Source organism: Nonomuraea sp. NPDC048826 (assembly GCF_043198225.1).
Lineage (GTDB): Bacteria > Actinomycetota > Actinomycetes > Streptosporangiales > Streptosporangiaceae > Nonomuraea.
Genome location: NZ_JBICUQ010000001.1, coordinates 841,262 through 854,911 on the forward strand (window position 1 = coordinate 841,262; position 13,650 = coordinate 854,911).

Annotated in this window: 10 protein-coding genes; 8 read left to right on the forward strand and 2 right to left on the reverse strand. The window is 73.6% G+C overall.

What is annotated here, in order from left to right:
• The first annotated feature begins 1 nt into the window (after position 1).
• From ACGFI7_RS04205 to ACGFI7_RS04215, 3 genes are all read left to right on the forward strand, one after another.
• Positions 2 to 2,824 carry a BTAD domain-containing putative transcriptional regulator gene (locus ACGFI7_RS04205; RefSeq protein WP_393398848.1) on the forward strand — a complete coding sequence of 941 codons (2,823 nt, stop codon included), beginning with the start codon at positions 2 to 4 and terminating at the stop codon, positions 2,822 to 2,824.
• Positions 2,825 to 2,885: 61 nt separating this feature from the next.
• The gene (locus ACGFI7_RS04210; RefSeq protein WP_393398850.1) at positions 2,886 to 3,500 is read left to right on the forward strand and encodes a hypothetical protein; all 615 of its coding nucleotides are present in this window, start codon (positions 2,886 to 2,888) and stop codon (positions 3,498 to 3,500) included.
• Positions 3,484 to 4,020 (forward strand): OmpA family protein, encoded by a 537-nt coding sequence (locus tag ACGFI7_RS04215; RefSeq protein WP_393398852.1) that lies wholly within the window; start codon positions 3,484 to 3,486, stop codon positions 4,018 to 4,020. The genes ACGFI7_RS04210 and ACGFI7_RS04215 overlap by 17 nt, the downstream gene beginning before the upstream one ends.
• 4 nt (positions 4,021 to 4,024) lie before the next feature.
• Here the strand turns inward: ACGFI7_RS04215 and ACGFI7_RS04220 are convergent, their stop codons facing one another.
• Positions 4,025 to 5,113, reverse strand: coding sequence for a S1C family serine protease (locus ACGFI7_RS04220; RefSeq protein WP_393398854.1), 1,089 nt, complete (start codon positions 5,111 to 5,113; stop codon positions 4,025 to 4,027).
• An 838-nt stretch (positions 5,114 to 5,951) separates the two neighbouring features.
• Here ACGFI7_RS04220 and ACGFI7_RS04225 point away from each other — a divergent pair.
• Both ACGFI7_RS04225 and ACGFI7_RS04230 read left to right on the forward strand, forming a co-directional pair.
• Positions 5,952 to 6,824 carry a hypothetical protein gene (locus tag ACGFI7_RS04225; protein ID WP_393398856.1) on the forward strand — a complete coding sequence of 291 codons (873 nt, stop codon included), beginning with the start codon at positions 5,952 to 5,954 and terminating at the stop codon, positions 6,822 to 6,824.
• A gap of 61 nt (positions 6,825 to 6,885) precedes the next feature.
• Positions 6,886 to 9,063, forward strand: coding sequence for an acyl-CoA dehydrogenase (locus ACGFI7_RS04230; protein WP_393398858.1), 2,178 nt, complete (start codon positions 6,886 to 6,888; stop codon positions 9,061 to 9,063).
• A 15-nt stretch (positions 9,064 to 9,078) separates the two neighbouring features.
• On the opposite strand, the gene ACGFI7_RS04235 is transcribed toward ACGFI7_RS04230, so the two are convergent.
• A complete protein-coding gene (locus ACGFI7_RS04235) occupies positions 9,079 to 10,890 on the reverse strand; it encodes a hypothetical protein (RefSeq protein WP_393398860.1) in 1,812 nt (603 codons plus the stop codon).
• A gap of 109 nt (positions 10,891 to 10,999) precedes the next feature.
• Here ACGFI7_RS04235 and ACGFI7_RS04240 point away from each other — a divergent pair, with 109 nt between their 5' ends.
• From ACGFI7_RS04240 to ACGFI7_RS04250, 3 genes are all read left to right on the forward strand, one after another.
• The gene (locus tag ACGFI7_RS04240; RefSeq protein ID WP_393398862.1) at positions 11,000 to 12,580 is read left to right on the forward strand and encodes a hypothetical protein; all 1,581 of its coding nucleotides are present in this window, start codon (positions 11,000 to 11,002) and stop codon (positions 12,578 to 12,580) included.
• Positions 12,581 to 12,696: 116 nt separating this feature from the next.
• Positions 12,697 to 12,831, forward strand: coding sequence for a hypothetical protein (locus ACGFI7_RS04245; RefSeq protein WP_393398864.1), 135 nt, complete (start codon positions 12,697 to 12,699; stop codon positions 12,829 to 12,831).
• A 12-nt stretch (positions 12,832 to 12,843) separates the two neighbouring features.
• Complete coding sequence (locus tag ACGFI7_RS04250) at positions 12,844 to 13,644, forward strand: glycosyltransferase (protein ID WP_393398866.1); 801 nt, start codon at positions 12,844 to 12,846, stop codon at positions 13,642 to 13,644.
• Positions 13,645 to 13,650 lie beyond the last annotated feature (6 nt).

Below are 13,650 nucleotides of genomic sequence, written 5' to 3' on the forward strand. Positions count from 1 at the left end.
GGTGGAGGTGCGGTTCCGGCTGCTGGGCCCGCTCCAGGCCGGCGGCGGCAGGGAGCCCGGCCCGGCCAAGCACCGGGCGCTGCTGGCGGCGCTGCTGCTGTCGGCGGGCACGGCGGTGCCGGTCGACCGGCTGATCACGGTGCTGTGGGGTGACGCGCCGCCCGCCTCGGCCGAGTCGGTGCTGCGGGTGTACGTAAGCGCGCTGCGCAAGCTGGTCGAGGGGATCACCACAGTGCCGGGCGGCTACCTGCTGGCGGTGGATCGCGACGAGGTCGACTGCCACCGGTTCGAGCGGCTGGTGGCGGAGGCCAGGAGGATCCGGGACGCGGGCGGGCACGCGGAGGCGGCGGCCAGGTTCAGGGAGGCGCTGGCGCTGTGGCGGGGCGACGCGCTGGCGGGCGTCGACAGCGCGGAGCTGCGCCGTGCGCACGCCGTGCCGCTCGACGAGCTGCGCCTGACCGCGCTGGAGGAGCGGGTGGACCTGGACCTGCGGCTGGGCCGGGGCGGCGAGGTGGTCGGCGAGCTGCGGGCGCTGGTCAACTCCCATCCGCTGCGGGAGCGGGCGTGGGCTCACCTGATGGCGGCGCTGCACCAGGCGGGGCGGCGGTCCGAGGCGCTGGCCGCCTACCAGGAGGCGCGGCGGGTGCTGGTGGACGAGCTGGGCCTGGAACCCGGGGCGGAGCTGCGTGAGGCGCACGACCGGGTGCTGGCGGGCGAGGTCGTGGCGCCCGCCGGGGACGTCCTGACCCGGAAGGTCCCGCTCAACGAGACGCCGCCCGACATCGCGGACTTCACGGGGAGACAGGACGTCCTCGGCTGGATCCGCCACCACGCCCCCCGCACCCCGCCCGGAGAGAGCCGGGCGCCGGTGCACCTGGTGGTGCACGGGCCCGCCGGGTGCGGGAAGTCGGCCGTGGCCGTGCGGGCGGCGAACCTGCTGGAGCCCGGTGACGGCACGCTGTACGCGGTGCTCGGCGACCGGCCGCACGGCGCCGTGCTGGAGGACCTGCTGCGCTCGCTCGGCTGGCCGGACGGCGCGGTGCCGCCGACGCCGGGCGAGCGGGTCCGGCTCTACCGGCGTCTCACCTCGACCAGGCGGCTGCTGGTGGTGCTCGACGACGCGGCCGACGAGACGCAGGTGCGGCCGCTCCTGCCGACCGGTCCCGGCAGCGTGACGATCGTGACCAGCCGTTCGCCGCTGGCCGGGCTGGAGGCGGCCAGGCCGTACGAGCTGGGCGTGCTGGACCCGGACGAGGCCTTCGACATGCTCGCCCGGGTGGCCGGTCGCGACCGGGTGGCGGCCGAGCCCGGGGCGGCGCGCGAGATCGTCCGGCTGTGCGGCGGGCTGCCGCTGGCGCTGCGGATCGCCGGGTCCCGGCTGGCCAGGCGGTCCGGCTGGACCGTGGCTCATCTGGCCGGGCGGCTCGGCGACGAGCGGCGCAGGCTGGACGAGCTGAGCGCGGGCGACCTGGCCGTGCGGGGCAGCCTGGCGCTCGGGTACCGCGGGCTGGCGGAGCCGGAGCGACGCCTGCTGCGCGGTCTGGGCGCGTTCACGGCGCCCGACTTCGCGCCGTGGGTGCTGGGCGAGGACCTGGAGCCGCTGGCCGAGGCCGGGCTGCTGCAGGCGCGCGGGGTCGACGAGGCGGGCCAGGAGCGGTACGGCCGGCACGACCTGACCAGGCTGTACGCGGCCGAGCGGCTGGCGGAGGAGGGCGGCCCGGGCCCGGTGCTGGCGGCCAGAGCCGCGGAGATCGTCGACCGGGCCAGACGGGCCAGGGCCACCCTGCTGCCCGCCGAGCCCGGCTCGGGCCGGACGCTCGTCCGTACCGCCGAACAGATCCTGGAGACGGGCAGGCTGCGCCAGGAGGCGCGCTGGCTGGCGGCGGAGCGCCGGTTCCTGGTCGCGGCGGTCGGCGACTTCTTCCGTGCGGGCCTGTACGAGGCCGCGTGGCGGCTGGCGTTCTACCTGACGCCGCTGTTCGAGCTGGCCGGCCACCACGACGACTGGCACGCCACGACCACGACCGGGCTGGACGCGGCCAGGCTGGCGGGCCACCGGCAGGGTGAGGCGCTGCTGCTGCGCGGCCTGGCCGACCTGCATCGCGCGGAGGGCAGGAACGACGCCGCCGCCGCCGCGCTCCGGGCCGCCCAACCGCTGGTGGAAGGGCTGGAGCTGGCTCGCGTCACGCTCCGGCTCGGCCTGGTGGAGAGCCGTCCCGCCGAGGCGGAGCGGGTGCTGCGGCGGGCGCTGAGCGTCTTCGACGAGGCCGGCGACCAGCGGGGCAGGGCCGACGCGCTGCGGGCGCTGGGCGCGCTGCTGTCCCACCCGGAGCCGCTGGAACGGAGCCTGGCCGCCTACCGCGAGCTGGGCGACCTGCGCGGCGAGGCCGAGGCGCTGCTCGACCTGGCCGGAGTGCACCTGGAGGCGGGCCGCCGGGCCGAGGCCCGCGCCTGCGCGGAGCGGCGGGTGGCGATCAACCGGCGGCTCGGCGACCGCCTGCCCGAGGCCGCGGGGCTGCTCATGCTGGCCAGGATCGCGCGCGCCGACGGGCTGCCGGACGGGGCGGCCGGGTCGGCCGGGCAGGCGCTGGAGACCTTCACGGCGTACGGGGACCGGCGCGGTGCGGGGGCGGCCCTGGTCGTCCTGGGGGAGGCGTACCTGGAGATGGGGAAGATCGATGGGGCGGTTGAGGCACTGACGCGTGCTATGGGAGAGTTCGACGGGCTCGGTGACGAGCACGGCCGCGCGGCGGCCGAGCGACTCGCGAGAGAGGCACGCGGGAGGCGGGACCATGAGGCTTCCGGCCCGCTATACGGATCCTGAAGGTCACCCCGTTAGCGTTCGGGCCACGCGTCCATGACCCCCGAAAGGTGATCCAGTGACCATGCGCAAGACGTTCGCGCTGGCTGTGGCGGCCGTCGCGCTGACCGGCTGCGGGCTGGTGCCGAACACCGCCGGAACCGGCGGCCAGGAGAAGCAGACCGGCGCCGCGACCGCGCAGACGGAGAACCCTCCGCCCGCGGGCACGCCCGACCCGGCCGAGAGCGCCGCACCCGCCGAGCAGCGGTCGGCCCCGCCGCAGAGTGACAAGATCATCGCCACCCGGGAGGCCAGGGTCGAGGGCTCCGACGGGGCGACCAAGGTCAGGGTCGAGATCACCGGGCTGCTGCGCCAGGGCAAGACCGCGACGCTCAACTGGACCGTCACCGGACTCTCCGGCTCGTTCAACCTGCACAACGGCATGGGCACCGGCGTGTGGGACTTCTCCGTGGGCGGGGTGAGCCTGATCGACCCGGTCAACGCCAAGCGCTACCGGGTGGCCAGGAACGGCACCGACGACAAGGCCCAGTGCGTCTGCTCGAAGACCCAGGGCGAGTTCCTCAACGAGGACGAGAGCGCCAGCCTGTACGCGGTCTTCGCCGCCCCGCCCGCCGACGTCACCACGATCAACGTCGAGATGCCGCAGGTCGGCGTGTTCACCGATGTTCCGATCTCTTAGCCTCGCGCTCGCCCTGACCCTGACCTCGCCGACCCCGCCGCCGGATTCGGCGCTGGGCGCGGTGGAGGACCTGGTGCTGCCGGTGGAGGACATCATCGGCGAGGTCGAGTCGCTCGACGGCAGCGAGAGCGAGTCGCAGCAGGGCGACGAGGTGACGGTGGCGCTCACCAGCGACGTGCTGTTCGCCCTGGACAAGTGGCGGCTCACCGCCAAGGCCAGGCAGCGGCTCAGGCAGGTCGCCGGGCAGATCAACGCCGAGGGCGCGGGCGGCGAGGTCAGGATCGAGGGCCACACCGACGACCAGGGCGCCGACGCCTACAACGACACCCTCTCCCAGCGCCGGGCGGACGCGGTCAGGCAGGTCATGGAGGGACTGCTCACGCTCCCCGGCGTGACCCTCCGGGCGCGGGGCTTCGGCGAGAGCCGGCCCAAGGTGCCGAACCTGGCCGAGGGCAAACCCCTGCCGGGGAACCGCGCAAGGAACCGCCGCGTCGAGATCGTCTACACGATCAAGCGGTGAACGGTCACCCGGACTGGAGCTCGGTCAGGGTGGCGGTGACCTTCTGCCGGTCGCCGTTCCGTACGAACTCGACCTCCACCTTGTCGCCCGGCTTGTAGCCGGTGAGCAGCTCGGTGAGGGCGGCGATGGTGGGCGTCTCCTTGCCGCCGACCGAGACGATGACGTCGCCCTCGCGGATGCCCGCCTTGGCGGCGGCGCCGTTGGCCTGGACCGAGCGGACGCCGACTCCGGCGGGCCGGCCGTCCTCGCCGATCACCGTGGAGCCCAGGATGCCGAGCGCGGCGCGGTGGCTGTTGATCACACGGCCGTGCTCGACGATCTGGGAGGTGATGTCCGTGGCGGTGTTGCTGGGGATCGCGAAGCCGATGCCCGGGGCCGCGCCGCCGCCCAGGGACGGGTCGGTGGCGGCGAGGGTCGGGATGCCGATCACCTGACCCGCCATGTCGACCAGGGCGCCGCCGCTGTTGCCGGGGTTGATCGCGGCCGAGGTCTGGATGGCTCCGGCGATCGTCGCGCCGGGGGAGCCTGAGCCCTGCGGCTCGGTGACCGTGCGGCCGACGGCGGAGACGATGCCGTTGGTGACGCTGCCCGACAGGCCCAGCGGGTTGCCCATGGCGAGCACGAGCTGGCCCACGCGGAGCTTGGACGAGTCGCCGAACGTCGCCGGGCGCAGGCTCTGCGAGTCCTCCACCTTGATCACCGCGAGGTCGCCGGCCGGGAAGGACTGGACCACCTTGGCCATCCGCGACCCGCCGCCGGTGGCGAGTGTGACCTCCACCTCGGTGGCCTCGCCGATGACGTGGGCGTTGGTCACGATGTGGCCCTTGTCGTCGTACACCACGCCGGAGCCGAGGCCCGTCGCCGTGGTGATCTGCACGATCGACGGCAGCACCTGGGAGATCACGCGCTCGAACGTCTCCTCCAGCTGCAGGGCCGGGGCGGTGGGGGAGGGCGAGGCGGTGGCGGTGCCGGTCGCCGTGGCGGTCGCGGTGGTCGGCGACGCGGTCGGCGAGCTCGCGCCGGGCGTGCTGGGCAGGCCGGCGCAGCCGGTGACCAGGACGGCGGCGGCCAGCCCTCCAGCGATCTTGCGCATGCCTCGTACCTGCCCGGCTGGGCGCGAAAGATGCTCCTACCAGCGGGCGGCCGTACGGGCGAGCCGTCGGACGCGGATGAAACGGGCTGGACAGAATTTTGTTCTGCTGGGGGAATAGCGGAAATGTCGCCCTTCGGGGTGACGTAGCCTCGACTCCATGGCGGACGTCGGCGACCAGAACAGCAGCAACGATGCTCCCACCGCTCCTTTTCGCAAGATCGTCCCGCCTGCGGAGGAAACCATCGTCTTCCGCTGGGACCGTCCCGACACGGACCCGGAGAGCGCCGAGCCCAAGCCCGTGAGCCCGGGCGGGCGGCCGGGAACACCCCAGCCGGGCCCCTCCAAGGGCGACAAGCCCAAGGGCGACGCCCCCAAGGCGGGCGCTCCCAAGACGGGAGCTCCCGGGGTGGGCGGTCCCAAGACGGGTGCCCCTGGGGCGGGCGCTCCCAAGACGGGAGCTCCCGGGGTGGGCGGTCCCAAGACGGGTGCCCCTGGGGCGGGCGCTCCCAAGACGGGTGCCCCCCAAACGGGTGCCCCTGGGGCGGGCGCCCCTAGGGCGGAAGCCTCCAGGGAAGGCGGGCCGAAGGCGGGCGCCCCCAGGGCCGGAGTGTCCAGGGATGGCGCCCCCGGGGCGGGAGCTTTCAGTCCTGACACGTTCCCGAGCGGCGGGTCCAAGGCTGACGTGCCCAAGGGCCCCAAGGCTGACGCGCCTCAGGCGCGGGGGCAGGTCGGCGGCGTGCCGCCGGCATCGCCTGCGGGCCCGCCTTCGGGGCCGCCTTCGGGGCCGCGTTCAGGGCCGCCGCAGGGGTCAGGGCCGCGGGCGGCGCAGGTCGGGCCGGTGCGGGTGGGGTCGGGGCCGGTGGCGCCCGGGGGGTTCTCCGGGCCGGGGACGGCCGGCGGGCCGTTCCGGCAGGCGGAGACGCTGCCTTCGACGCCGGGGCCGCCGCCTCCGCCGAAGGGCGGGGTGTTCAGCCGGATCGGGGACATCCCGATCAAGGCCGTCTATCTGCTCGGCGCCATCATCGCCACGGTGGGCGCCGTCCTGCTGGTGTTCGTGATCTTCTCCGGTGACGTGCCGTCCCAGCAGGGGACCGACGACGTCGTCCCGGTCGCCCCGGTCCCGTCGGCGTCGGCCAGCGCCTCGCCGAGCGCGACCCGTACCGAGGCGGCGCTGCCGGCGGTGCCCGCGAAGAAGGCGTTCGCCAAGCTGCCGGGCAAGGCCACCGCCGCCACCGGCACGGTCAGCGACGCCCGGACCGGCATCAGCTACCCCAGGCTGGGCAAGCCGTGGCAGGCCAAGTCGTTCTCGCCGTTCGCGTACGCGCAGCGGGTCGGCAAGGTCGGGGTGCCGCAGACGGTGATCGCCTCGGCGATGCTGCCCGGCGAGAACCCGGCGGCCAAGCCGAAGACCGACGCCGACTTCCGCGCGATCGCGGCCAGGGCGGCCCGGTGGGCGCTGCGCACCCAGTACCCGCAGGGCGCCACCCTGGCCTGGACCGGCTCGCAGAAGCTGTCGCAGGGCAAGGGCTGGACGCTCGCCTTCCAGGTGACCTACACCGACGGCGGCGCGCGGCGCACCGGCCACGCGCTGGTGTCGGTGGTGGACGTGGGCCAGACCAAGCCCGCCATGCTGCTGGCGTCGATCCCGGAGAGCGGCAAGGCGTACTGGCGGGACCTCAACACTTTGGCGGAGAAAGTTCGCCCCCTCTAGGCCAGAAGCGTCCTCTAGAATATGGTTCTGGCATCTACGGAAACCGCCTGGAGGATGAGCGATGGCGATCGGTTTGAGCGAGGAGCACGAGGCGCTCCACGAGTCGGTGAGCCGCTGGGCTGAGCGCAGCATTCCCACCGACGCGCTGCGCTCCGCCGCCGACGAGCGGCCGGCTTTCTGGCCGGGTCTGGCCGAGCAGGGGCTGCTCGGCCTCCACCTGCCCGAGGAGGTGGGCGGTTCCGGATACGGGCTGCTGGAGGCCGCGGTCGCCGTCGAGGCGCTGGCCGAGCGGATGGCGCCCGGCCCGTACGTGCCGACCGTGCTGGCCGGCGCGGTGATCCACGCGTCCAAGCACCATGAGCTGCTCCCCGGCCTGGCCGACGGCACCCGCACCGGTGCGCTGGCCCTCACCGGCGCGCTCACCGGCACGCGGACGGGCGACGGCGCGCTGACCGTGTCCGGCGTCGCCGAGCCGGTGCTCGGCGGGGCGACGGCCGACGTGCTCGTGCTCCCGGTCGCCACCGACGACGGCGAGCTGTGGGTGGCGGTCGACGCCGCCGACGTCACCGTCACCTCGCTCCCGTCGCTCGACCTCACCAGGAGCGTGGCCAAGGTCGAGCTGGACGGCGTGACCGTGCCCGCCGACCGGGTGCTGGACGGGGTGGAGAGCGCCGACGCGCGCAACATCGCCGCCATCCTGCTCGGCGCCGAGGCCGCGGGCGTCGCGTCCTGGTGCGTCGCCAACGCCGCCGAGTACGCCAAGGTACGCGTGCAGTTCGGCCGTCCGATCGGCCAGTTCCAGGGCATCAAGCACAAGCTGTCGCGCATGCTGGTCGCCCTGGAGCAGGCCCGCGCCACCGTCTGGGACGCCACCCGCGCCGACGGCCAGGAGCTCGACTACGCGGCCGCGATCGCCGGGGTGATGGCCCCCGACGCCGCCGTGCAGTGCGCCAAGGACGCCATCCAGACGTTCGGCGGCATCGGCTACACGTACGAGCACGACGCGCACCTCTACTACCGGCGCGCGCTCACCCTGCGCGCGCTGCTCGGGCCGTCCGCCGAGTGGGCCGCCCGCGTCTCCGAGCTGGCCCTGCGCGGCGTCAGCCGCGAGATGGAGCTGGACCTGCCGGAGGACGCGGAGCCGCTGCGCGAGTCCCTGCGCGCCGAGATCGCGGAGATCGCCCAGCTGGAGGGCAAGGAGCAGAAGCGGGCGCTGGCCGCGGCCGGCTTCGTCATGCCGCACCTGCCCCGGCCGTGGGGGCGCGGCGCGAGCCCGCTGGAGCAGGTGCTCATCGCCCAGGAGCTCAAGGCCGCCAAGGTCAGGCTCCCCGCGCTGATCATCGGCGCCTGGGTGGTGCCGTCCGTGGCCGTCTACGGCACGCCCGAGCAGCAGGAGCGGTTCCTGCCCAAGACGCTCAGCGGCGAGATCATCTGGTGCCAGCTCTTCTCCGAGCCCGGCGCCGGCTCCGACCTGGCCTCCCTGCAGATGAAGGCGGAGAGGGTCGAGGGCGGCTGGCGGCTCAACGGCCAGAAGATCTGGACGTCCGTCGCGCACTTCGCCGAATGGGGCATCTGCATCGCCCGTAACTCCAGCGAGGGCACCAAGCACGAGGGCATCACGTACTTCCTCGTCGACATGAAGTCCCCCGGCGTCACCGTCCGCCCGCTCACCGAGATGACCGGCGAGAACCTGTTCAACGAGGTCTTCCTGGACGACGTCTTCGTCCCCGACGACCTCGTGGTCGGCGAGGTCGGCGACGGCTGGAAGGTCGCCAGGAACACGCTCTCGAACGAGCGCGTCTCGCTCTCCTCCGGCTCCGGAGGCACCGGCGCGTCCGTGCCGGACCTGCTCGGGCTGGTCGGGCGGCTGGGCCGCGAGCTCACGCCGGCGGAGTCGCACGAGCTCGCGGGCGTCATCTGCGAGGGCCACTCGATCAACGCGCTGTCGCTGCGGGTGACGCTCAAGCAGCTGGCCGGCAACGAGCCGGGCGCCGACGCCTCCGTGCGCAAGCTGCTGTCCACCTCGCACGCCCAGCACGTCTCCGAGACGGCCGTGAGCCTGATCGGCGCGCAGGCCACGCTGGCCGCCGACATGAAGCTCGGCGACCCCGGCTACTGGAACCGCGCGGTGCTCGCCACCCGGGCGATGACGATCTACGGCGGCACCACCGAGGTCCAGCTCAACATCATCGGCGAGCGCATGCTCGGTCTGCCCAGGGATCCCGAGCCGGGCAAGTGACCCCGCCCGGTCCCCTCACGGCAGCACCGGCCGTGCGGGGACCGGCGTGCCGTCCTCGGCGGGCACGGGCCGGCCCGCCTTGATCTCGCCGACGCACGCGCCCGCGCCGCCGACGGTGCTCAGGCCCAGCTCGGTTCCCGCGCCGCTCACGGTGGCGTACGTGACGCCGAGGTCCCGTCCTGCCCGGACCTCGGCCCGCGTGCCGCCCAGCCGGACGGCGAGCGTGGTCTCGGCCCCGTTCAGGTACGTGATCCGTACCGTCCACTCGCCGCCCGGCAGCGCCTCGGGCAGCGGGAACACGACCTCCTGCGGGCCCACGGGCGTGCAGGAGGCGCCGCCGGGCACGGTCACGCCGTCGATGTCCACCCGGTTGAGCCGTCCCCGGCCGTCGAACATGAGCGGGTCGCGCACCGGTCCGGTCAGCCGTTCCGTCCAGGTGATCGGGCCGGGGGCGAGCGGGCCGAGGATCGTCGAGGCGCGCGCGTACTGGTAGAAGAAGATCGGCTCGGCCACCTTCGGAGGCACGTACGTGTCCAGCACCACCGAGCCCGAGGGCACCCGGGCCAGCGCGAGGCGGGCCGTCTCCACGTAGCTCTCGACGTTCCTGCCGAGGGGGAGCGAGCCGAAGGCCGTCACCGACCAGACCGAGCCCGCCGCGACCACCGCCGCCACCGGCGCCCAGACCCGCCGCGACCACGACGGCGGCTGCCGCAGCCAGGGCCGCTCCTCGCCCTCGACGGGGATGAACGCCAGCCCGATCACCACGGTCACCAGGACCGCCGTCGAGGAGACGTACCGCATCTCGAACCCGGCCAGATCGGCGCCCAGCGCCGCGGCCCGCCCCAGCCAGATCGGCACCACGTCGGCCAGCAGCACGTAGCCGAGCAGCATCGTCCAGGCCAGCCACGCCCGTCGCCGATGGCGCAAGGAGACCGCGACCGCGATCACCGCCACCGCGACCGCCGCCCACATGAGCGCGGGCGGCGGGGCGGCCAGCGCGTAGTCGTCCCCGATCGGCTGCCAGGCCCACGGGCCGCCCAGCGACGCCGGTATCAGCGACCCCGTCAGCAGCTTCCAGGCCGAGCCCGCGGCCACCCCGGCCGACGGCAGCGCGGGCTCGAACGTCACGTTCGTGAGCTGCACGGTGGTGAACAGCTGCCTGAAGAAGATCACCGTGTACGGGACCAGGACGGCCGCGTAGAGCAGCCACGCCCGCAGGGTCCCCGACCGGTTCAGCCAGCCCAGGGTGAGCACCAGGGCCAGCACCGGGATGAACGGGGCCTTGACGAAGAAGGCCATGCCGAGCACCGTCCACCCCGCCGCCGCCAGCGCGTGCCGGAACCGGAGCGTGCGCGTGTAGAGGACGTGCGAGCTGAGGGCCATCGCCAGCGCGGCCTGGAACGGCAGCGTCTCCACCACCACCGCCCACCACACGATCGACGGCAGCGTCATCGGCGTCAGCAGGTAGAACCCGAGCGGCAGCAGGATGGCCGGCCTGGACCCGAACAGCACCCGCAGCAGCCGCAGCACCGCCAGGCCCGCCGCCGCCAGGAGGCCCGCCGTCACGGCGTGGGCCAGCACCTCGTTGTAGACGCCCCAGCGCCCCATCACCCAGTGGATCGCGAACGGGGCGGGCATCAGGTGGCCCCAGTCGATCCGCATCAGGTAGTCCCAGGTCAGGCCCTGTTCCAGGCCCCTGGCGATGAACATGAAGTCGTCCTGGCGGAAGTAGGTGCGGCGGATCAGCTCGAACTTCCACACCAGCGTGACGGCCACCATCATGAGCCCCGTGGCGAGCACCACGTCGCCCCGCCCCGTCCTCGCCACCGCCGTCGTCCTCCCTGGCTGCCGCCCCCACGCGCAAGCATGCCCGAAGGATCCTCATGGTGGCGACATGCAGGGAAAAGCAGTCATCGAGGTGTGATGTCATAGCTGAATGCCTCCCCAGGCCAGAGCCGCCCTGGCCGGCGCCGTCCTCGGTCTCGCCCTCGCGGCCCTCGCGCTCGGGCCCGCCCTGGGCTGGGGTTTCGTGCTGATCCACGACATGGTCTTCGTGCCCGACCCGGCCTTCTCCCTCTTCACCTTCGGGCTGGCGGGCGGCGCGCCCCGGGTGGTGCCCAGCGACGCGGTCGTCACGGCGCTGTCCCAGGTCCTCCCGGGGGAGCTGGTGCAGAAGCTCATCCTTCTGTCGATCTTCGTGCTGGGCGCCTCGGGGGTCGCCGTCCTCGTCCCCTCGCCGGGCCTGGCGCCCCGGCTGGCGGCGGCGGCCTTCTACGTCTGGAACCCGTTCGTGGCCGAGCGTCTCCTGATCGGGCAGTGGGCCATGCTGCTGGGGTACGCCGGGCTGCCCTGGGTGGTGCACGCCCTGAGCCGGGGCCGCCGTCTGGCGGTCTCCCTGCTGCCCGCGGCGACGGGCGGCTTCGCGGCGATGCTGGTCACGATCGTCACGGCTCTCCCGGTCGCCGCGGACCTCGCCGGTCGCCGGGGCCGGTGGGCGGAGGTGCTCCGGGCGGGGCTGCTGCCGGCGGCCTTCTGCCTGCCGTGGCTGGTGCCCGCGGTGCTGCGGCCGGACGGGCTGGCGGGGGACCCGGTGGGCGTGGAGGCGTTCGCGTCGCGGGCCGACACGCCGTTCGGGACGGTGGGAAGCCTGTTGTCGCTCGGCGGGATCTGGAACGCCAACGCCGTGCCCGCCGGGTACGAGGGCGTCATGGGGGCGGTGGCGCGACTGGTGCTCGCGGCCGCCGGGATCGCCGGGTTCGCGTGGCTGGGACGCGGGCTGCCGTACCGGAACGGGCTGCTGGTGGCGGCCGTCGCCGGGCTCGGGATCGCGAGTGCCGGCATCACCGAGGCCGGGCGGTCGGTGCTGAAGGGTTTGGTGGGGTTCTGGGGCGGGTTCGCCGTGTTCCGGGACGCCCAGCAGTACGTGGCGCCGGTCGCGCTGGCGGCGGCCGTGGGGCTCGGGCTGCTGGTGTCCGCCGCCGCCGGACAGACCGAGGAGCGGCGGCGGCAGGGCGGGTGGATCGCCGCGGCGATGCTCGTGGTGCCGGTGGCCGTGCTGCCGACCCTGGCGTGGGGGGCGTCGGGGGCGCTCGACGCCGTCTCCTACCCCCGGGCGTGGTACGAGGCGAGGGACACGCTGCGTGACGATCCGGCGCCGGGTGACGTGCTGGTGCTGCCGTTCGAGTCGTACCGGAGGTTCGCCTGGAACGGCGGCCGGCCGGTGCTGGACCCGGCGCAGCGGTTCTTCGCGGTGCCGGGCCGCCGGGTGGTGACGAACGACGTGGTGCGCGTGGGCGAGCTGGCCGTCAGGAGCGAGGACCCCCGCGCGGCCGAGGTAGAACGCGTACTAGAAGGCGGTTCACCTGACCTGGCGGGGCTGGGATTCAGGTACGTGCTAGTTGACGCGGGGACGGTTGAGGAACGCAAACAGTTCGCCGTCTGGCTCCATGACGCCGAGGTCGTTGTCAACTCCCCGGAGCTGGATCTCTACAGGTTGAGCACGTCGCTTACGCCCTGATATGCCCGCTGATCAGCGCAATTGTAAAAATCTGGTCTAGCTACTAGCGAGTAGCAGGAATTGGTTCTAGGTTTGTCCCCAAGTCCCCGGACCTGTTGCGCCAGGAGGAACCCCTCGTGATCAAGATCTTGTTAGCTGCGATCATCGGCATAGCCGTGGCCGCCCTCGTGACGACGATCACCACCGTCTCCCTGACCGGGTCCACCGCAACGCCCGTCAACCAGCCGCTCTACAACTACGGCGTGCGGTAACCGAGCGCCGCCATGTCGCCCTCCTCCGCAAGGGACGCGAGGGCGAGCCGGCGACCACTGCTCGAGATCGTCGTTCCCGCCCACAACGAGGAACGCCGACTTCCCGGGGGGCTCCTGCAGCTGTGCGCGAAGCTTGCCCGCATGCCGTTCCCGACCGCCGTCATCGTCGTCGACAACAACAGCACGGACGGCACCGCCGAGATCGTCCGCACCTGGCCCGAGGGCGAGGTCCCGGTCCGGCTGGTGAGTTGCCCGGCACCCGGGAAGGGCGCCGCGGTCCGCGCGGGTCTGATGGAGACACGCGCCCCGTTCGTCGGTTTCTGCGACGCCGACATGGCCACCGACCTGGCCGCCGTCGACGTCGCGATGGGCCTGCTCCTGTCCGGTGAGCGGGTGGTGATCGGCTCTCGTGCGCACACGTACTCCAGCGTCGAGAACCGTCACAGCCGGGTCCGTGAGATCGGAGCCGTCGGATTCCGCGCCCTGGCCAGAGCGCTGGTGCGCGGGGTGAACGACACCCAGTGCGGGTTCAAGTTCTTCGACGGGCCGCTGGCCCGCGAGGTCGCGGCCGAGCTGCGCACCCCCGGGTTCGCGTTCGACGTGGAACTGCTCGCGCGCTGCACCGGACGCGGCTCCCGGGTGCTGGAGATCCCGGTCCACTGGCGTGACATGCCGGGATCGCGGTTCTCCCCGGCCCGGCACAGCTTCGGCATCCTGCTGGAGCTGGGCAGAATCTGGATGCGGCTGCGCGCCACCCCGCCCGCCGTCTCACCCGCCTGGGAACCTCCCCTCGACCCCGTCGGATATCCGTGAACAACC